The organism is Janthinobacterium sp. SUN211, from assembly GCF_030587315.1.
GTDB lineage: Bacteria > Pseudomonadota > Gammaproteobacteria > Burkholderiales > Burkholderiaceae_D > Janthinobacterium > Janthinobacterium kumbetense.
Map to the genome: position 1 here is coordinate 627,791 of NZ_JAPWIC010000003.1, position 19,253 is coordinate 647,043.

21 protein-coding genes are annotated in these 19,253 nt (G+C 64.3%); 14 read left to right on the forward strand and 7 right to left on the reverse strand.

Annotated features, from left to right (window positions below; genetic code table 11):
- Positions 1–47 precede the first annotated feature (47 nt).
- Together bla and O3301_RS14115 are read left to right on the forward strand one after the other, a co-directional pair.
- Entirely contained in the window at positions 48–1,004 is a 957-nt protein-coding gene (gene bla, locus O3301_RS14110; protein ID WP_305056659.1) for a subclass B3 metallo-beta-lactamase, read from the forward strand.
- Positions 1,005–1,269: 265 nt separating this feature from the next.
- Entirely contained in the window at positions 1,270–1,443 is a 174-nt protein-coding gene (locus O3301_RS14115) for a hypothetical protein (RefSeq protein ID WP_289919365.1), read from the forward strand.
- Here O3301_RS14115 and O3301_RS14120 read toward each other — a convergent pair.
- Entirely contained in the window at positions 1,440–2,243 is an 804-nt protein-coding gene (locus tag O3301_RS14120; protein ID WP_305056660.1) for a metallophosphoesterase family protein, read from the reverse strand. The two genes, O3301_RS14115 and O3301_RS14120, sit on opposite strands and share 4 nt — an antisense overlap.
- A 46-nt stretch (positions 2,244–2,289) precedes the next feature.
- Positions 2,290–3,195, reverse strand: coding sequence for a LysR family transcriptional regulator (locus O3301_RS14125; protein WP_289919362.1), 906 nt, complete (start codon positions 3,193–3,195; stop codon positions 2,290–2,292).
- A gap of 119 nt (positions 3,196–3,314) precedes the next feature.
- Between O3301_RS14125 and O3301_RS14130 the strand changes: the two genes are divergently transcribed.
- Together O3301_RS14130 and O3301_RS14135 are read left to right on the forward strand one after the other, a co-directional pair.
- Positions 3,315–4,181 carry a pirin family protein gene (locus O3301_RS14130; protein ID WP_305056661.1) on the forward strand — a complete coding sequence of 289 codons (867 nt, stop codon included), beginning with the start codon at positions 3,315–3,317 and terminating at the stop codon, positions 4,179–4,181.
- Between the two features lie 53 nt (positions 4,182–4,234).
- Positions 4,235–4,936, forward strand: a complete 702-nt coding sequence (locus tag O3301_RS14135) for an isochorismatase family protein (RefSeq protein ID WP_289899475.1) — start codon at positions 4,235–4,237, stop codon at positions 4,934–4,936.
- Positions 4,937–4,942: 6 nt separating this feature from the next.
- Here the strand turns inward: O3301_RS14135 and O3301_RS14140 are convergent, their stop codons facing one another.
- Positions 4,943–5,674 (reverse strand): ABC transporter substrate-binding protein, encoded by a 732-nt coding sequence (locus O3301_RS14140; RefSeq protein WP_289919361.1) that lies wholly within the window; start codon positions 5,672–5,674, stop codon positions 4,943–4,945.
- A gap of 252 nt (positions 5,675–5,926) precedes the next feature.
- Between O3301_RS14140 and pnuC the strand changes: the two genes are divergently transcribed.
- Positions 5,927–6,517: a nicotinamide riboside transporter PnuC gene (pnuC, locus tag O3301_RS14145; protein ID WP_305056663.1), complete on the forward strand. Its 591-nt coding sequence runs from the start codon at positions 5,927–5,929 to the stop codon at positions 6,515–6,517.
- 332 nt (positions 6,518–6,849) lie between these two features.
- Positions 6,850–9,417, forward strand: coding sequence for a TonB-dependent receptor (locus O3301_RS14150; RefSeq protein ID WP_305056664.1), 2,568 nt, complete (start codon positions 6,850–6,852; stop codon positions 9,415–9,417).
- Here the strand turns inward: O3301_RS14150 and O3301_RS14155 are convergent.
- Complete coding sequence (locus O3301_RS14155; protein ID WP_305056665.1) at positions 9,414–10,217, reverse strand: response regulator; 804 nt, start codon at positions 10,215–10,217, stop codon at positions 9,414–9,416. The two genes, O3301_RS14150 and O3301_RS14155, sit on opposite strands and share 4 nt — an antisense overlap.
- Before the next feature lie 349 nt (positions 10,218–10,566).
- Here O3301_RS14155 and O3301_RS14160 point away from each other — a divergent pair, with 349 nt between their 5' ends.
- The 4 genes from O3301_RS14160 to O3301_RS14175 are packed head-to-tail and all read left to right on the forward strand — an operon-like array spanning position 10,567 to position 15,251.
- Complete coding sequence (locus O3301_RS14160; protein ID WP_099665656.1) at positions 10,567–11,097, forward strand: spore coat protein U domain-containing protein; 531 nt, start codon at positions 10,567–10,569, stop codon at positions 11,095–11,097.
- Between the two features lie 12 nt (positions 11,098–11,109).
- Positions 11,110–11,838, forward strand: coding sequence for a molecular chaperone (locus O3301_RS14165; protein WP_305056666.1), 729 nt, complete (start codon positions 11,110–11,112; stop codon positions 11,836–11,838).
- A 57-nt stretch (positions 11,839–11,895) separates the two neighbouring features.
- Entirely contained in the window at positions 11,896–14,244 is a 2,349-nt protein-coding gene (locus O3301_RS14170; protein WP_305056667.1) for a fimbria/pilus outer membrane usher protein, read from the forward strand.
- Positions 14,244–15,251: a spore coat U domain-containing protein gene (locus O3301_RS14175; protein WP_305056668.1), complete on the forward strand. Its 1,008-nt coding sequence runs from the start codon at positions 14,244–14,246 to the stop codon at positions 15,249–15,251. The genes O3301_RS14170 and O3301_RS14175 overlap by 1 nt, the downstream gene beginning before the upstream one ends.
- On the opposite strand, the gene O3301_RS14180 is transcribed toward O3301_RS14175, so the two are convergent.
- Entirely contained in the window at positions 15,248–15,484 is a 237-nt protein-coding gene (locus O3301_RS14180) for a hypothetical protein (protein WP_289912322.1), read from the reverse strand. The two genes, O3301_RS14175 and O3301_RS14180, sit on opposite strands and share 4 nt — an antisense overlap.
- A 1-nt stretch (position 15,485) precedes the next feature.
- On the opposite strand from O3301_RS14180, the gene O3301_RS14185 reads away from it, so the two are divergent.
- The 4 genes from O3301_RS14185 to O3301_RS14200 all read left to right on the forward strand — a co-directional run bounded on the left by O3301_RS14185 (position 15,486) and on the right by O3301_RS14200 (position 17,948).
- The gene (locus O3301_RS14185; RefSeq protein ID WP_305056669.1) at positions 15,486–15,674 is read left to right on the forward strand and encodes a hypothetical protein; all 189 of its coding nucleotides are present in this window, start codon (positions 15,486–15,488) and stop codon (positions 15,672–15,674) included.
- A 64-nt stretch (positions 15,675–15,738) separates the two neighbouring features.
- Positions 15,739–16,296 carry a helix-turn-helix domain-containing protein gene (locus tag O3301_RS14190; RefSeq protein ID WP_034753667.1) on the forward strand — a complete coding sequence of 186 codons (558 nt, stop codon included), beginning with the start codon at positions 15,739–15,741 and terminating at the stop codon, positions 16,294–16,296.
- A gap of 161 nt (positions 16,297–16,457) precedes the next feature.
- On the forward strand, positions 16,458–16,895 hold the full coding sequence (locus O3301_RS14195; RefSeq protein WP_305056670.1) for a CHRD domain-containing protein: 438 nt from the start codon (positions 16,458–16,460) through the stop codon (positions 16,893–16,895).
- Positions 16,896–16,994: 99 nt separating this feature from the next.
- On the forward strand, positions 16,995–17,948 hold the full coding sequence (locus O3301_RS14200) for an AEC family transporter (RefSeq protein ID WP_305056671.1): 954 nt from the start codon (positions 16,995–16,997) through the stop codon (positions 17,946–17,948).
- 125 nt (positions 17,949–18,073) lie between these two features.
- Here the strand turns inward: O3301_RS14200 and O3301_RS14205 are convergent, their stop codons facing one another.
- Together O3301_RS14205 and O3301_RS14210 are read right to left on the reverse strand one after the other, a co-directional pair.
- On the reverse strand, positions 18,074–18,727 hold the full coding sequence (locus O3301_RS14205; RefSeq protein ID WP_305056672.1) for an FMN-binding negative transcriptional regulator: 654 nt from the start codon (positions 18,725–18,727) through the stop codon (positions 18,074–18,076).
- Entirely contained in the window at positions 18,728–19,189 is a 462-nt protein-coding gene (locus tag O3301_RS14210) for an OsmC family protein (protein WP_251349317.1), read from the reverse strand.
- Positions 19,190–19,253: the final 64 nt, after the last annotated feature.

Genomic DNA, 19,253 nt, shown 5'->3' on the forward strand with positions numbered 1-19,253 from the left:
CGTTACCCTGTGGCATTGATTCATACTGCCTATCTTCCTGGAGCCGCATGCCGCCTTTCTTCCTTCTCAAGACCTTGCTCAGTATCGCGCTGGCCGCCATGGCGCTGCCGTTGACGGCGCATGCCGCCACGCCCGCCGTCGATCCCCTGACGCAGCCGATCGCCTCGCCGTATGCGGCGCAGTGGAACCGCCCGCAGCAACCGGCGCGCATCCACGGCGACACGTATTACGTGGGCGTGGGCGGCTTGAGCGTGGTGCTGATCGACACGCGCGAGGGCTTGATCCTCATCGATGGCGCATTGCCGCAATCGGTGGCCGCCATCAAGGAACATATCCTGGAGCTGGGCTTTCGCCTGCAAGACATCAAGTTCATCCTGAGTACGGAAGCGCATTTCGATCATTCGGGCGGCATCGCCGCCTTGGCCCGCGACAGCGGCGCGCAAGTGATCGCCAGCCCGCTGGGAGCGGAGGCGCTGCGCGCGGGAGCGGTGCTCGCCGCAGATCCGCAAGCGGGCGAAATCGATCCCATGCCGGCCGTGGACAACGTGCGCGAGATCGCCGATGGCGAAACCCTGCAACTGGGCGACGTGACCATCACGGCGCGCCATACGCCTGGCCATACGCCAGGCAGCACCAGCTGGACCTGGGTGTCGTGCGAGGATGCGGAGCGCCAGGAATGCCTGAACGTGGTGTTTGGCGCGAGCCTCACGCCGGTGGCGGCCGACGACTTTCACTACCTTGCCGATGAACGCCATGCGGACCTGACGCCGGCCTTCCGCCGCGTCATGCAGGACTTCGCCAAGCTGCCGTGCGACATCCTGATCTCGGCGCACCCCGACCACTCGGACGGCGACCGCAAGCTCACGCAACTGCTGGAAGGCGTCACGCCGAATCCTTTCATCGATGCGCAGGCGTGCAGCAACTACGCTGCCAAAAATGAAGCGAAGCTCGACGCCCGCATCGCCAAGGAACAAGCCATGGCTGGCGAGACTGCGACAAAATAACAACGTTGGCGCATGCGCCATGAAAAGCGGTTGACGCACTGCAGCATACGGCGCAGAATCAGCGTCCGCAGTGCAGATTAACCAGATAAAGGAAAGGAAACCCATGTTCGAGCAGGCTGGCAGCAAATTGTACGACCACTAGCCCCGCGCATGACGCTCGGGGCCATCGGCAGCATTGCCGATCCCGAGCCGGTGTCCTTCAAACCCCGGTGAGGAAACTCGCCGGGGTTTTTTGTTTTGGACGACCGGATTGAAAGGAAATACCATGAAAATCAAAGTGAAAGCCACGCCCAAGCCGCGCAATCCGCTGGTGGCCGCCGCCAGGCTGCGCGGCGGCGCCGGCGTGCACCAGTCGGTAGCGTCGCCGCGCGCGGCGCGCCGGGCCGGCAAGCACCGCCTGCAGCAATGGCTGGCGGGCCGCCTCAAAGCTGACGATTAGCGGGCCGGCAGCTCGACGATGTAGTTCGGATCAAAAGCGGAATTTTGCGGCGTGCCGCTGCGCGTCCGGTAGCCGCAGGGGTTCGAGACGACGCGGCAGCGGCCGATGCGGTAATCGCGCGAAGCGTGGATGTGGCCATGCACCCACAGGTCCGCCTGCGCGGCCAGTTCGTCCAGGCGCGAGGCATAGGCGGGCGAACAGCCTTCGCTGCCGTAGGCATCGTCGACCGAGAGCAGCGACGGCGCCATGTGGCTGATGACGACGGTCGCGCCATCGAAAGGCTGCGCCAGTTCGCGTGCCAGCCACGCTTTTTGCTGCGCGTGGAACATGGCCGTGTCGGCCGCGCGCAGCTTGCGAAAGCCCATGTTGGCCAGGCGGATGCGCTTGTAGTCGTTCATGACGGCTTCCGCGTCGCGCATGGCCGCCTGGCGCGTGTCGTCGCCCAGCAGGCGGAAATCCGTCCACAGGGTGGCGCCCAGGAAGCGCACGGCGTTGCCTGCCGGGTCGGTGATGACGTGCGTGCCGCAGTCGAGGAAGTGCACGTTGTCCGTGGTGGCGCAAGCGCTGCGCAGCTCCTGGCGCACCTTGTCGAGGTGGTGGCCATAGCCTTCATGGTTGCCATGCACGTACAGCACCGGCAGCCCCGCAAACGCGGTGGCGGCCCAGGCGACGGCGCGGGCGCCCGTGTCGATGTCGCCAGCCAGGATGACGGCATCGGGGCAGCTGAGCGCAAGGTCGCCTTGCGGCGCTTCGTCGCGCCACAGCTCATGGTGCAGGTCCGACAGGATCAATAAACGCATGCGGCATCCAGGCGATGGGAGGGTATGCCATCCTACCTGAAAACCCTCACTCTTCCTCCAGCGCGGCGAAGCCGTGCGCCAGGTAGTCGAGCAGCGCGCGCACGGCCGGCAGCAGGCCGCGCCGCGACGGGAACACGGCGTGGATGATTTCGCGCTGCGGCCGCCACTGCTCCATCAGCGGCAGCAGGCTGCCATCGGCCACCTGCTCGGTGATCATCATGGTCGGCAGCTGCACCACGCCCACGCCGGCCACGGCCGCGTCGCGCAAGGTCAGCATGTCGCCCGTGACGAAGCGCGGCACGTGGCGCAGCTGGGCGCGTGCGCCGTCTGGGCCATGCAAATCCCACTGGTAGTGCTGTTGCGGCGTGCCCAGGGCCAGGCTGGGCCAGTCGGCCAGGTCGGCCGGCGCCTGCGGCGCGGGCGCGCCGGCGAACAGCAGCGGGCTGCCCACCATGCACTGGCTGCGTTCGGCCAGCACGCGCAGCACCAGGTCGCTGTCGGGCAGCGGTGGCGGGCGCACGCGGATGGCCACGTCGATGCCTTCGGCCACCAGGTCGACGCGGCGGTTGCTCGCTTCGAGCAGCAGGGTCACCTGCGGATGCGCGCGCATGAAGCCGGCCAGCATGGGACCCACCAGTGTATGCAGCAGGGCGATGGGGCAGGACAGGCGCACCGTGCCGCGCGGCGCGGCCCGCGTCAGCTCGATGGCTTCCTGCGCCGCCTCCGCTTCCACCAGCATGGCCTTGCAATGTTCATAAAACGTCTGGCCCACGTCGGTGACGGAAAAATGCCGCGTCGTGCGCTGCAGCAGGCGCGCGCCGAGGCGCTCTTCCAGCAGGGCGATGCGCCGGCTCAGCTTGGATTTCGGCATGCCCAGCGCGCGCCCGGCCGGCGCGAAACCGCCATGGTCGACCACCTGCACAAAGTAATACAAGTCATTCAGATCCTGCATGCCGCCTCCTTGATCGTTCTATTTTTAGAACGCTGATGGCATATTTTACCGTCTACCGCCTTCATCGTTGCAAGCGTATTCTGTTTTCATCGTAATGCAAACCCCAACAGGAGATCGAGATGAACACAGTCACAGGTATCTACAGCGCACCCCGCCAGCACTGGGTCGGCGACGGTTTCCCCGTGCGCTCGATGTTTTCATATAACGGCCATGGCAAGCAGCTGAGCCCCTTCCTGCTGCTCGACTATGCCGGCCCTGCCGAGTTTGCGCCCGGCACCCGTCCGCCCGGCGTCGGCTCGCACCCGCACCGCGGCTTTGAAACGGTGACCATCGTCTACAAGGGCGAAGTGGCGCACCGCGATTCGACTGGCCAGGGCGGCGTGATCGGCCCCGGCGACGTGCAATGGATGACGGCCGGCGCCGGCATCCTGCATGAAGAATTTCACTCGCCTGCCTTCACGCAGTCGGGCGGCACCCTGGAAATGGTGCAGCTGTGGGTGAACCTGCCGGCCAAAAACAAGATGACGGCGCCCGGCTACCAGGCCATCACCAGCGGCACGATTCCCACCGTGGCGCTGCCGGACGATGCCGGTTCCGTGCGCGTGATCGCCGGCGACTTCGACGGCCAGCATGGCCCGGCCCGCACGTTTTCGCCGATGCAGGTGTGGGACATGCGCCTGGCTCAGGGCAAGCTGACGCAGCTGCCCGTGACCCGAGGCTGGAGCACGGCGCTGATCGTCCTGCATGGCACGGTGCTGGTCAACGGCGAGAGCGTGGTACGCGAAGCACAGATGGCGCTGTTCGAGCGCGATGGCGACAGCATCACCATCGAGGCGAACAACGACGCCGTGGTGCTGCTGCTGAGCGGCGAGCCGATTGACGAGCCCATCGTCGGCCACGGCCCCTTCGTCATGAACAGCGAAGCGGAAATCGCGCAGGCGTTCGAGGATTTCAACAGCGGCCGCTTCGCCCGCATCGAGAAGTAGTGTGTGCAGTACCCATGCCGCATCCCGCGGCATGGTTTTTTGAGGAGACCACCATGAGCACCCCCGCCAATTTCAACGGTTTGCCCCCGATGATCGATCCCGACGACGCCGTCATGCTGCTGATCGACCACCAGAGCGGCTTGTTCCAGCTGGTGCGCGATATCGAGCAGCATGTGCTGCGCGGCCACGTCACGGCGCTGGCCAAGCTGTCGCGCCTGGCCAACATGCCGACGTTTACCACCGCTTCCGTACCCGACGGCCCGAACGGCCCCCTGATCCCGGAAATCCACCATTTCAACCCGGAAGCCGTCTACATCCCGCGCACGGGCCAGATCAATGCCTGGGACAATCCGGCCTGGGTCGACGCCATCGAAAAGACGGGCCGCAAGACCCTGCTGATCGCCGGCACGCTCACCAGCGTGTGCATGGCCTTCCCCACCATCAGCGCACTGGCGGCCGGCTACAAGGTGTTTGCCATCATCGACGCCTCGGGCAACTGGTCGAAGATGGCCACCGACATCACCATGGCGCGCGTGACGCAGGCGGGCGCCGTGCCGATCGACACGTATGCCGTGCTGGCTGAAGTGATGAGTACCTGGAACCGCGCCGATGCGATGGAGTTTGCCGCCATCATGACGGACCATATCGTGCCGCCGTACCGCGCGCTGATCGAAAGCTACGACAAGGCGCAGGGCGTGCAAAAGAACGGCCGTGAAACGAAGCTGGAAATCCTGGAAGCGGCCAGCAAGGGCTGACCGCCGCTACGGTGCTTCGTAGCTGCTGCGTATCGCCGCCAGCGCGCCGCGCTGTTCCAGGCGCGTGATGGCGGCGTTCAGGCGCGCCAGGTCGTCGGCGCTGGTCGTGCGCGCATTGAGCATCAGGTGCACGGGGGCGCGCAGGATGAGGAAGGGCAGGGTGTTCAAGGCAACGCCCTGCAGGCGCGCTTCGTGGCGCACGGCCAGCACGTCGCCCAGCAGCAGGTCGGCGCGGCCCGCATCGAGCATGCGCACGCCTTGCTGGAAGCTGCCGAACGCATTCAGGCGGCCGGCCTTTTCCAGCGCCGGCCGGGCCGCCGCGTACTGCGCGCCATACCAGCCCACCTTGGGCGCCAGCAAGGTCGAGCTGCCGCGCATGAGCTGCGCAAAGCTGGCGATCTGGCGGTGGCCGGCGGGCGCGCCGGATTTGCTGAAGAGGCCCACGGCTTCGTCGCGATACGAGAGGGAAAAGCGGGCATAGGACTGGCGTTCCGGCGTCTCGGACGCGGCCAGCATCAGGTCCAGCCCCCCTTTCTGGAACAGCAGCTGGCGCCGCGCGGTGGGCAATTCCGGCAAGGTGACGAGGGTGCACCGGGCTTCCTTGAAAATGGCTTGCAGCAACTCCAGGTCCAGGCCCGTAAAGCGGCCCCGGGCATCGCGGTAGATATACGGCGGCCACTGTTCCAGCGCCATCGTCATGCGGCAAGCCACGGCGGGCAGGGCAGTTATGCCGAGCATTGCCGCAAACAGGAGATGGCGCATGCGCATATGGAGGTTTCCAGGAGTTTCAACTTGATATTCAATTTGCCAGAATGGCCGCGGAAGTCAAGGGCTGAGGCTGCGGAAGGCGGGCCTGGTTCGCATTTCTTCGATGTTTGCGCGTTTTTTGCCGCTTTTCCCCATGGAAATCGCCTCCGACCCGGCGAACACCGTACAGTGTAATCGGCTATAGTGGCGCGGTGCCACCACTGCCCCGCAAAGGAAGACCGCTTGACTGCCCCGCTCGAGATCGCCGCCAATGTACTGATGACTGCCTCCATCATCCTGGCCGGACGCAACAATATTCATTCCTGGTGGATCGGCTTGGTCGGCTGCGTGCTGTTTGCCGTGCTGTTTTTCCAGGTCAACCTGTACGCCGACGTGATGCTGCAACTGTTTTTCATCGTCACCTGCGTTATCGGCTGGCTGCAATGGCGCCGTGGCGCCGGCGGCAAGCCGTTGCCGATCACGCGCACGGGCTGGAGCAGCCTGGCGTGGGTGGTGCCGGCCGGCATCGTTTCCGTGGTGATCTACGGCATGCTGCTGCACCGCTTTACGAATGCCTACGCGCCGTTCATCGATTCGGCAGTGTTGGTATTTAGCATCATCGCGCAATTCCTGCTGATGAGCCGGCGCATCGAAACCTGGGCTTTCTGGCTGCTGGTCAACACCGTGGCCGTGCCGCTGTACTACAGCCGCGGCCTGCACCTGACGGCCGTGCTGTATGCGGCTTACTGGGTCAATGCCGTGATTTCCTGGTACTGGTGGAGCGTGCAGGCGCGCCGCGCGGCGCTGGCGCCAGTGGCGCATGTCGATGCTTGAATGTTGTCAAACGACAAGTCCTTAGATTCAAATCGTATATACAATCAATTTTTAATTCGTTCACGCGATAAAGACGCCGGGATATAGTGGCCTTTCCCCGCTTACCGGTGTCTTTTATGTTGCGTTCTACCCCTTCTGCCAGTTTTTACGCTACTTGTCATCAACTGACCATGCAATGCATGGCGCAGTGGATGCCGATGCGTGCCCGTCCACGCATCCCCTAAGTCACTCCATCCATTTCGTTGTCGTTTGCCCGCTGGCCCACCCGGTCCGCGTGCCCCTGCTCGGCCTTTTTTATCGGAAAAAGGCTGCAATCCCAATAAGAGGAAACCATGTTCAAACCACTCGCCATCAGTCTTGCCATCGCCGCCGCCTTTCCCGCTGTCACCACTCTTGCCCATGCCGAGGACGACATGCTGCGCGTGAATGTCACCGGATCGAATATCCGCGTCAGCGAAAAGGAGGGCGCCAGCGCCGTGCAGGTCATCACGGCCAAGGAATTGAAAGCCGGCGGCAAGACCAGCGTGTCGGACGTGCTGCGCGCCATCTCCGCCAACAGCGGCAACAGCTACAACGAACAATATACGGGCAGTTTCTCGGCCGGCACCTCGGGCCTGTCGTTGCGCGGCATCGGCCAGCAAAACACCCTGATCCTCGTGAATGGCCGCCGCGTGGCCAGCTATGCCACGGCGCAGGATTTGCAGCAGACCTTCGTCGACCTGAACAGCCTGCCGATGGCGGCCGTGCAGCGCATCGAGGTGCTCAAGGATGGCGCCTCGTCCGTGTATGGCTCCGACGCCGTGGCCGGCGTGGTCAACATCATCTTGTACAAGGAATTCACGGGCACGGACATCACGGCGCAATGGGGCGGCTCGACACAAGGCACGGGCCAGCATGAAAAGAGCGCGGCGCTGCAAACGGGTTTCGGCAAGCTCGAGGAAGATGGCTACAGCGTGGTCTTCTCGGTCGACGCGCAGCAGCGCGACAAGCTGCAGCAAAGCGACGTGGCATGGCTGCGCGATGCCGATTACCGCCAGCAGCAGCGCGGCAGCCTGGGCTGGGCTGTCACGAATTACGCGGGCAACGACCCCACGCAGACCCTGGGCGGCGTGCGCGGCCCGCTGCAACTGGTGTCGTACAACGACATCAATCCCGATCGCAGCGGCCAGGTGCTGGCCTACAATCCGGCGCCGTATAAAACGCTGATTCCGGGCATCCAGCGCATCCACTCGTCGCTGCGCGGCACCCTCAAGCTGAACGCGGACACGGAAGCCTATGTCGACCTGCTGCACAGTTATTCGCGCGCCGACCAGACCTTCAGCGCGCCGTTGAGCGTGAATAACGCCACGCGCGTGTGGAACAACAGCACCAAGCTGCTCGACACCATCCCCGTGGTGCTGCCCGTGGGCCATCCGAACAATCCGGGCACGACGCCCTTGCCCTTCACGGCCACCCTGTTCGACCTGGGGCCGCGCCTGAAGCAGGACCGCGTCACCTTCTACCGCGCGCTGGCCGGCGCCAAGGGCACCTGGGCGGGCTGGGACTGGGATACGGCCGTGGCCCATTCCAGCAGCAAGCTGGAGGAAACGGTGCAGAACTTCGTCAACCGCTACGAATTCCAGAAAGTGCTGGCCGAAGGCAGCTACAATTTCTTTGATCAATCGCAAAACAGCGAAGCGGTGCGCAACCGCCTGCGCCTGTCGACCCTGCGCCCGGCCGAATCGACGCTCGACACGCTCGACTTCTCGGCGGCCAAGGATATCTGGGACTTGCCCGCGGGCCCGCTGGGCTTTGCCGCCGGCGCTCAATGGCGCCGCGAAAAGATGGATTCGCAAACCTCGACGGCCGTGCTGTCGGGCACGGAACTGCGCCCCGCGCTCAATATCATCAACGGCTCGCGCAATGTGTCGGCCCTGTTCGCCGAATTCAACGTGCCTGTCGTGAAGGATCTGTCCGTCAACGTGGCCGGCCGCGCCGACCATTACAGCGACTTCGGCAATGCGTTTTCGCCGAAAGCCAGCGCGCGCTACCAGGCGGCGCCATGGTTGTTGCTGCGCGGCACTGTTTCACGCGCCTTCCGCGCGCCGTCGCTGCCGGAAATCACCGACAGCACGGCCGTCAGCTATACCAGCGTGATCGATGCCCGCGATCCGCTGACGCCGACGCAGGCGCGCGGCGTGACGGTGATGACGATCGCCAATCCGAACCTGCGCCCCGAGCGCTCGAAAAACCTGAACCTGGGCGTGGTGGTGTCGCCCACCAGCAGCTCGAGCATCGGCCTCGATTACTACCGCATCAAGCAGGATGGCGTGATCGGCACGGCCAGCGCCACCACCATCCTCGAGAATGAAAATACGGCGCCGCAACAGATCACGCGCGGCGCCGATGGACGCATCACGACCCTGTACCGCCAGTTCCGCAACCAGGGACAGCGCGAAGTGTCGGGCATCGATATCGACCTGCGCCAGCGCTTTGTCGACAAGGACTGGGGCAAGCTGACCCTGGCAGGCCAGCTGAGCCGCGTGCTGCGCTTTGCCGAGCCGCTGTCCGATGGCGCGCCGCTCACCAATGGCGCCGGCACCAATCACTTCGGTTCCATTCCGAAATGGCGCGGCGTCAGCTCGGCCACCTGGGAACAGGGGAAATGGTCGTCGACCCTGACCTGGAACTATGTGGGCAGCTATGCGCAGGAGACGCACCTCGATGAATCGGTGGCCGCCTTCAGCACCTTTGACGCGACCAGCAGCTGGCAAGTGACGCCACAGGCGAACGTTACCTTCATCGTGCAAAACCTGGCCAACAAGCGCGCGCCCTGGGACTATGCCTCCACCGGCTTTGACTTTACCCAGGCCGACCCGCGCGGACGCGTTGCGGCGCTCAAGCTGAACTACAAGTTCTAGCCGCCCGCCGCCTGCCGCTGGCCCGTCTGCTCCTGCAGGCGCAGGCGGTAGGCGCTGGGGGGCACGCCCATGCGTTCGCGAAAGGCCGTGGCGAAGTTGCCCGCGTTGTGAAAGCCGATCAGCAAGGCGATATCCTGCACGTCGATGTCCGTCTGCTGCAGCAATTCCACGCCGCGGGCAATGCGCGCTTCGCGGATGAAGGCGAAGACCGTCATGCCCGTCTGCTCGCGGAACATCAGGGTCAGCTTTTCGCGGTAGGTGCCGACGCTGCGGGCGATTTCGGACAGGTTCGGCAGGCTGCCCAGGTTGTCGAGAATAAGTTGCTTAACGGCATTAACGAAGACCAGGTCGGGATGCTGCAGCTTGTCGCTGATCGGCGTCGTCGCCGGCAGGGTACTGTTGCTTTTACGCATCAATCCCAGGTGGATATGGATGCGCGCGGCCAATTCTTCCGGCGTGAACGGCTTCGAAATGTAGTCGACGCCCCCCACCTGCAAGCCCATGATGCGTTCCTTGGCGGCATCGGCGCCGCTGAGGAAGATCACGGGTATCTGTTCCGTTTCGGGATTGGCCTTGAGCAAACGGCACGCCGTGTAGCCATCCATCTCGGGCATGCGCACATCGAGCAGGATCAGGTCGGGGTGCGTGGCCAGTGCCAGCTGGTAGCCCTGGTAGCCGTTGAACGCGATGCTGAAACGATAGGGCTGCTCGCTGAGCAGCTCCATCAGCATGCGCTGCTCGAACGCGGAATCGTCCACGAGCAAGATGTTCTTTTTGATGGTTTCGCTGGTCAATGGCATGGCATGGATGACTTAACCAAATAACAAGTTGTGGCTTATTATGCCTCGCTTTTTCTTTTTTTTCTGCTTTTCTCGTGTTTCAAAAGATGTTTCTCCGCCAGAAGAAGCGCGGATTTCCCAGATCGCCAATAATTCATTCGTGCATTGATTTTAAGCAATGTCGATTGCTAAAAAATCTGTTTTGCCAATGCTGCAAAAAGTGCCGGAGTCCCCGGGTTCCTGACTCCCGGCACCTGTATTTTGTCGTCCTGGTTTGCGTGCCCAAGAAAACGCCGGCAATACCGTGACTATCCTCGACGCCCCTCAAATTGGCGGGCTCATTAATGATGTTCCATCATCAGGAGGTATCATGTTGCGAGTTATTTTCCCCCGTCTTATCGTTGCCGCCAGCGTGGCTATTGCCGCCACGGCGCTTCTGCCACGTGGCGCCGACGCAGCCGTGTATCTGAATGGCAGCGCCAGCACCACCTTCGACGTCACCCTGAAGATCATCGCCAATTGCACCATCGCGGCGGCCAATCTCGACTTTGGCCAAAGTCAGGGTGTACTGGCTACTGCCGTGAACGTCAATACGACCGTGAATGTCACCTGCACCAATACCACGCTGTATAACGTGGGCTTGACGGCGGGAACGGGCACCGGCTCGACCGGCACGACGCGCTACCTGAGTGGTACCGGCGGCAACCTGGGAACGGTGCAATTCAATCTGTACCAGACGGCCGGCAGCACCTTGTGGGGCGATACCCAGGGCACGAATACCGTCGGCGGCACCGGCAACGGCTCCTCGCAGCCGATCACGGTGTACGGCAATATTCCGCCGCAGGCGACACCGGCGCCCGATACCTACAAGTCGACCATCACGGCCACCGTTTACTTTTAAGCCAGGCGCCGCGTGAAGGCCGGTGTTGTTTCCCTGATGAAAGGCGTGCTGGCGCTGCTGGCTTGCTGCGCCGCGGGCGCGCACGGTGCCAGCCTGCAGATTTCGCCGGTGACGCTCAATTTGCGCGCGGCGCAGAATGCGGCCGGCCTCACCCTGCAAAACCTCGGTGACCAGCCCATCTACGGGCAAGTGCGGGTATTCGTCTGGGACCAGCGCGATGGCGAGGAAACGCTGGCGCCGACGCAGGAGCTGGTGGCCAGTCCGCCGATCGTCGAAATCGCCGCCAACAGCCGGCAGACCATCCGCCTCGTGCGTGCCCAGGCTGGCCCTGTCGCGCAGGAAAAGACGTATCGCGTGCTCATCGATGAAGTCAGCCGCGAGGATGAGGCGGGCCGCAGCGGCGTCGATATCCGCCTGCGCTATTCGGTGCCCGTGTTCGTGCTGCCGGCCGGTGCTCCGGGCAAGGAAGTGCTTGACTGGCAAGTTTTCCGCGAACAGGGCGAGTGGATGTTGCGCATCAAGAACAGCGGCAATTTCCATGCGCAGATCGGTGCGATGACGTTGACGAACCCGGCGGGCAAGGAGTTTGTCATCAGCAAGGGGCTGTTTGGTTATGTCTTGGCGGCACGCATGCGCGTCTGGCGCCTGCCCGTAGCCAGGGAGGCCGAGCTGAATGGGCCGTTGAGTATTGCGGTAAATGTGAATGCCAAGGCACTCATTGCCAAGACTTCGACACCTTGAACATGGCTGCCATGACGGGGCGGCCTGCTGCGCGCCCCGGGTGCAAGCGGCCACACCATGAAACGCGCACTGGCAGCGTGGCTGTTGCTGGTCATGGCGCCGCTGGCCAGGGCCGATGGCGCGGCGGGCCTGACGGGTGCCGATCCGGGTCCCGCCAGCTTGCCCAGCGATCCGGCGGCGCCGAATGAACTGTATCTGGAGGTTACTGTGAATGCTGAATCAACCGGGCTGATCTTGCGCTTTACCCAGGTGGGCAAAGGCTTGCGCAGCAGTGTGGCGAACTTGCAGCAGCTGGGGCTGGACCCCGCGCGCCTGGTCGCACCCGGTCAGACCGAGGTAGCGCTCGACGCGATTCCCGGACTCAGCTATGAATATGATGCGGCGCGCCAGAGCGTGTCGCTGCGGGTGGCGGACGATTTGCGCTCGCCTTACCGCATCAGTGCGCGCACGGCGGCGCAGACGCCGCCATCGACAGTCACGCCCGGCGCCGTCCTCAATTACGAAGCCTATGCGGAACTGGGCCGGACGCGGCGCGCCGCCATCTTCAACGACTTGCGCTACTTCAATGACAGCGGCGTCTTCAGCAATACCGGCACCGTGAACCTGGGGTCGGACCAGCGCAAGTACATGCGCTTTGACACCTTCTGGAGCCACGCCGACCCCGACACCTTGCAAACGTGGCAAGTGGGCGACCTGATTTCTTCGTCGCTGAGCTGGAGCCGCGCCGTGCGCGTCGGCGGCGTGCAGTGGCGCAAGAATTTCCAGCTGCGCCCCGACTTGCTGACCTTTCCCGTCGCTTCCGTCGATGGCACGGCGCTCGTGCCTTCGTCGCTGAGTCTGTATGTCAATGGCGTGCAGCAATATGCTGCCAGCGTGCCCAGCGGGCCATTTGTGCTGAACCAGGTGGCCGGCATCAATGGCGCAGGGCAAGCCACCATTATCACGCGCGATGCGCTGGGGCGCAGCGTGACGACCGTGCTGCCCCTGTATGTCGATACGCGCATGCTGGCCAGCGGCTTGAGCGATTACTCGGTCGAGGCGGGCGCCGTGCGGCGCGACTATGGCCGTCGCCTGTTCGGCTATGAGCGGCAACTGGTTGCCAGCGCTTCCGGCCGCCACGGCGTCAGCGACAACTTCACCCTCGAAGGCCATGCAGAACTGGCCGCCGGCCTGTATCAGGCGGGGGCGGGCGCGCTGGTGCGGCTGGGCCAGGCGGGCGTGCTGAGCGGTTCGCTGTCGGCCAGCGCCGGCCGCAGCCGTGGTGCGCAGCTGGGTGCCGGCTATCAATACATGGGGCCGCGCTTCAGCGTCGATGTGCAAAGCGTGCGCGCCAGCGCCGGCTTTGGCGACCTGGCCTCGCGCGACGGCAGCGCCGTGGTGCGCGCGGCCGACCGCCTCACCGTCAGCCTGCCATTGCCTGCAGGAAGCAGTATCAGCAGCAGCTATATCAGCTACCGCACGCCTGGCGCGCCGCCATCGAAACTGGCTACCGTGGGCTATTCGGCCACCCTGTTCCACGGCCTGTTCTTCAACGCCAGCCTGTTCCAGGACTTGCGGCAACGCGAGAAGCGGGGCTTTTACTTTGGCTTGAGCATGGCTTTCGACAACAATCTGGCCCTCAGCGTGAACAGCAGCCGGCAAAACGGCGAGAGCGGCCGCAGCGTCAGCGCGCAGCGCGCGGCGGACTTTGGCGGCGGCTTCGGCTGGAGCGTGCAGGCTGGCACGGCGGGCAGCAATGCCTACCGGCAGGCGCAAGTGGAATACCTGGGCAACGACGGCCGCGTGAGCGCGCGCACGCAAAGCAGCAGCATGGGCAGTGCCTCCTCGCTGGGCGCGGCCGGCGCGCTGGTGCTGATGGATGGCCATGTCGAGGCGGCGCGCCAGGTGGGCAACGGTTTTGCGGTGGTCTCCACGGGCGGCGTGGGTAATATTCCTGTGCTGCATGAAAACCGCCAGATCGGCGTGACGGGCAGGGGCGGCTATCTGCTGGTGCCGAATTTGAATCCCTATGGCAATAACCAGATCAGCATCGCCACGGATGAGCTTGATGTTGATGCGCGGGTGCCTGTGAGCAATATCAATGTCGTGCCGCAATACCTGGCGGGCGTGCTGGCGGCCTTTCCCATCGAGCGCTACAGCGCGGCTACCGTCATCGTCCAGGATGCGCAGGGCAAGGCGCTGGCCACGGGTTTGCCCGTGTTGCATGTGCAAAGCGGCAAGCAGACGGTGGTGGGATTCGACGGCATCGTTTTCGTCGACGACCTGCTCGAACAAAACGAGTTGCAAGTCGGCGAAGGCGAAGGCGCATGCGCGCTGCGTTTTGCCTATGTGCGTCCGGCTGCGGGCGGCTTGCCCGTGATCGGGCCGTTGCGCTGCGCCGCTGCCGGCGCCGGGGCAGGCCGCTGATGCGCCGCCTGCTGCTATGGCTGACCCTGCTGCTGGGCTGCGCCTGGGGCGGCGTGGCGCAGGCGGCCGATACCTGCACGGTCAGCGTGACGAATATCGATTTCGGCGCCGTCAGCCCGATTTCCGGCACCGATCACGTGGCGCAGGCCACGGGGACCTTCAGCTGCCTGTTTTCGTCGCTGAACCTGGGGCAATTGCTCACGCCCAATGCGCAAGTGTGCATTTCGCTGGGGCTGGGCACGAATTCCACGTCGGCCCTGCCGCGCAAGCTGGGCAATGGCAGCAACCGCATGGAGTACAACGTGTACGTGGACAATTCGTATGCGACGGCGAAGATCTGGGGCGGCGCCGGCGTGGCGGGCGCGCCGTCGACCTTCGGCATGATCCTGTCGGCCGGCTTGCTGGCCCCGCCCGGCACGTATTCCACCACCTTTACCGTGTACGCGAAGATTCCTGCCGGCACCGCCCTGGCCGCCGTGCCCACGGTCGCCAACGCCAATACCGTCTATACGTCGAGCTTTGCCGGCGTCGGCACCTACACCTACACCACGTATGGCCTCGTCAACTTGCAGGGGTGCACGGCCAGCAGCGGCAGCTTCGGTTTCACGGTGAATGCCACGGCCGTCAACGATTGCACCATCACGGCCACGCCGATGGCGTTTGCGAACGCCTCCATCCTGACGGGCAACCTGCGCAGCACCAGCACCTTGTCGGTGCGCTGCGTCAATAACAATGCCTACCAGATTGCCCTGAACGGCGGCAGCGTGGCGGCCAATGTGGCCAACCGGCAAATGAAGAACACGGTGACCACGGACAAGGTCAGCTATTTGCTGTCCGCCACCCTCGATGGTGCGCCATGGGGCGATGGCACGGCGGGCACGAGCATGGTGACGGGGACGGGAACGGGCGCCAGCGTGCCGCTGACGATCTACGGCCGCGTGCCGGCGCAGGTGTCGCCGCGCCCTGGCGATTACAAGGACACGGTGACGGCAACGATTTATTTCTAGAACGTGACGGTGACGAGGTCGGCGCCCGATGGCGTTGCCTGCTGGTGCAGAAAATAGGGCGTGTTGTGCTGGCAGCGCACCTGGGCGCTGCCGCGCTGCGAGACGATGGTGCACGCATCGTGGACGACGAAGGTGGCCTGGAACGATGCGGAAGAGACGGTACCGGCGGTGGTGGTCTGGCAAACGGCAAGGGCAAACAGGGCTGGCAGTACGGCAAGCTTCAAAGGAGTCATCTTGGATACATCTGGCGAAAAACGGGCGTGGTCAGCGATGCCGCATGGCAAGGCTGACACCATTTTTCGTACCGGGTTGAGGGGGACAGAACGAGCCATGATTGTACTGGAACAAGAAAAGTGTGAGTTTGTGCGTATTTTCAAGCCGCCATCATGGGGTGAGCGTAGCTTTCAAGATGATAGTAACTAAGTTTCCGTATTGCAACTGAAATACTTTTTCGATTGTTGTGTTGAATCAACGTGAGGAGATGGTCATGAAACATACCAACTTTAATAATTTGCCTTGCCCGATCGCACGCAGCCTGGGCAAGGTGGGCGAATGGTGGAGTATCCTCATCCTGCGCGAAGCGTTTTACGGCAAGACGCGTTTCGACGAATTTGAAAAAAGCCTCAAGATTGCGCCCACCATCCTGACGCGCCGCCTGGCCGACCTGGTGGAAGGGGGCTTGATGACGCGCCGCCTGTATTGCGCCAAGCCGCCCCGCTACGACTATGTGCTGACCAAGTCCGGGCGCGCCTTCAAGCCCGTCTTGCTGGCGTTTATTGCCTGGGGTAATGAGAACTTCGCGCCCGAAGGCGCCAGCCTCGTCATCGCCAGCCGCGACACGGGCCTGGCCGCCGACCCGGTGCTGGTCGACGCCACGACGGGCTTGCCCATCAACGACGAGTACTATGCGTTCGCGCCAGGGCCTGCCGCCAGCGACAGCATGCGCAGCATCATCCTCGATGCGGAAAAAAGCAGCGGCATCGCGCCCAAGCCGAAGGCGCCGGCCGCCAACCGCGGCTGGGTGGCGGAAGGCCACCTGGCCTGAACACGAGTTGGCAGGCGAGCAGCAAGTTTGGCGTACAGCAAAGCGGACACGGCGGCATGGCGTTACTGTCGCACTATGCAACTCAAGTGCGGCGTACGCCCGGCTCGGCTGTACGGGCAGGGCGCCATCCGTGATCCGATGTCCGTTGAGGGAGTATTGCGATGAGCACACTGCAACAACACGTACGCCGCGCCGCCAGCGTGCTGGCGCTGGCCGCCCTGCTGGGCGCCTGTTCCCACGGCCCGCATCACCCGGGCGGCCTTGACGTCACCTTGACGGGCGCGCAGGAAGTGCCGGCCAATACCAGCACGGCCAGCGGCAGCAGCAATATCCGCGTCGCCCACGACCGCAGCGTCAGCGGCGGCGTGCGCTACACGGGCATGGTGGCCACCGTCGCGCACATCCATGAAGCGCCCGCCGGCGCCAACGGCCCCGTCATCGTGCCGCTGGTGAAAACCGCCGAAGGCATGTTTTCCGTGCCGGCTGGCACCATGCTCACGCCGCCCCAGTATGCGAGCTACCAGGCCGGCAACCTGTACGTGAACGTGCATAGCGCCGCCTATCCGGCCGGCGAGATCCGCGCTCAGCTCAAACCCTAGCCGGCCGCCTGCGTTTTTCCGAAAACCTCCTTGGGCCGCGCGAGCGGCCTTTTTTTGCGCCAGGCGGCCGGCCGGTGCAGCGCGCTACAATGGCGCTCCATGCTGACCATCCTCGCCATCACCTTTCCCTTCTTCGCCCTGGTGCTGTGCGGCTACCTGGCCGTGCGGCGCAAGCTGCTGCCGCTGGCCGCCATCGGCGGCTTGAACAGTTTTGTCCTGTACTTTGCGCTGCCCTGCATGCTGTACCGCTTTGGCGCCGCCACGCCCATCGCCCAGCTGCTCGACGCCAGCGTGTTCGGCGTCTACCTGCTGTGCGCCCTGATCATGGTGGGCGTCACCATGGCCATGACCCTGAGCCACCGCATCGACTGGAACAACGCCGCCTTCGGCGCGCTGGTGGCGGCCTTCCCGAATACGGGCTTCATGGGCGTGCCCCTGCTTTTGACCTTGCTCGGTCCCCGCTCCTCGGGTCCCGTCATCGTCACCATCGTCGTCGACATGCTCATTACCAGCTCGCTGTGTATCGCCCTGTCGCGCATCGGCAGCGGCGGCGCGCACGGCAGCCGCGCCGCCGTCATGAATGCCCTGAAGGGCATGGTGGGCAATCCGATGCCGTGGGCCATTGTGCTCGGTGCCCTGACGTCGTGGCTGGAACTGGCCTTGCCCAAGCCTTTGATGCAGACGGTGGGCCTGCTGGCCGACGCCGCCTCGCCCGTCGCCCTGTTTACCATCGGCGCCGTGCTGGCCCGTTCGCAAATGAGCACGGCCGACCCGGCGCCGATGAAAGAGTACGTGCCCGTGGCGCTGAAAAAACTGCTGCTGCATCCGCTGCTGGTGTGGGGCATCGGCCACGCGGCCATCGCGCTGGGCGCGCCGCTCGATCCGTTTGCGCTGACCTGCATGGTGCTGGTGGCTTGCCTGCCCAGCGCCAGCAACGTCTCGCTGCTGTCGGAACGCTTCGGCGCGAACACGGCGCGCATCGCCCGCATCATTTTGGTCTCGACGGCGCTGTCGTTTCTGACGTTTTCGGCGGCCGTCAGCTTGCTGGCGTGAGGGTGGACGCGTTGGCCCGGGCCGCGCCTCGCGCCTTGCGCATCATCGTGAGCACTGCGCAGCGCGCATCGCCCGCATCATTTTGGTCTCGACGGCGCTGTCGTTTTTGACGTTTTCGGCGGCCGTCAGCTGGCTGACTTGACGTTGGCGGCGATCAGCGCGCCCAGGGCCTGCGCCGCGCCGGCTTGCGTGTCCAGCGCCAGGCCATGCGCCATGCTGGCCTGGTCCTGCGTGCTGCGGTTCTGCCCCAGCTTCCATTTGCCCGTGATGCGCGCGAGGGGAATCTCGATGCCGACGATGGCTTTCAAGAGTTTCTCGATGTAGCCGGCCGGCGCATCGCCCACCTTCCAAGGCGCGGCTTGATCTGCCTCATGGCGCGCCGTCAGGCGCTCCACCAATGCCAGCAGCCACGCCGCGTCGTCGACGGCGCGCAGGGGGCCGTGCGCGTGCACGACCGCGTAGTTGAAGGTGGGGACTTCCTTGCCGCTGCGCTGCTTTTCCGCATACCAGGAGGGCGTGATGTAGGCGCGCGGCCCCTGGAAGATCACCATGCACTCATCCTCACTGCCGGCCGCGCGCCACAGCGGGTTGGCGCGCGCCACGTGGGCGCGCAGGATGCCGAATGGCGCATCAAGCGTGGGCGCGGCGATCTCGAACGGCAGGTGGTCGGCGCACAGGCCATCGGCGCCATGGCGCACCAGCGCGCCCAGCGGATGCGCCTGGACCAGGCCATGCAGCACATCGAGGCGCTCTTCGCGGAAGGTGGAGGGCGTGTACATCTAGTGGGCTCCTTCCACGACCACGTCGGCCGTCAGCGAATTGGCGATGTAGCAGCGCTCGTGCGCGTCGTGGTGCAGGGCGGCCAGCGCCTCGGGCGAGGGCGGCGTTCCCGCGAAGACGATGCGCGGACGCAGCACGATGCGCGTCATGGCCAGGCGCCCGGCGGCATTCTTGCCCAGCTCGCCGACGGCGTCGTCGCGGTAGTCGTCGATGACGTAGCCGCGCTGCGCTGCCAGCGACAGGAAGAACAGCATGTGGCAGCTCGATGTGGCGGCCACCAGCGCTTCTTCCGGATCGACGTTGGCCGCCACCGACATGGGCAGCGGCACGGACAGGGGCGACGACGAAGCGGGTACCGTCAGGCCGCCGTCGAACTGCCATTCATGGCCGCGGCTGTAGCGCTGGCCGGCGAAATCCTGGCCGTCACGCTGCCAGGCCACGGTGGCGAAAAACTGATGCATGGGTGCTCCGCAAGAGTAGAAGGGGGATGCACCATCTTAGCGCCAGTCTTGGCTATTTAAAACA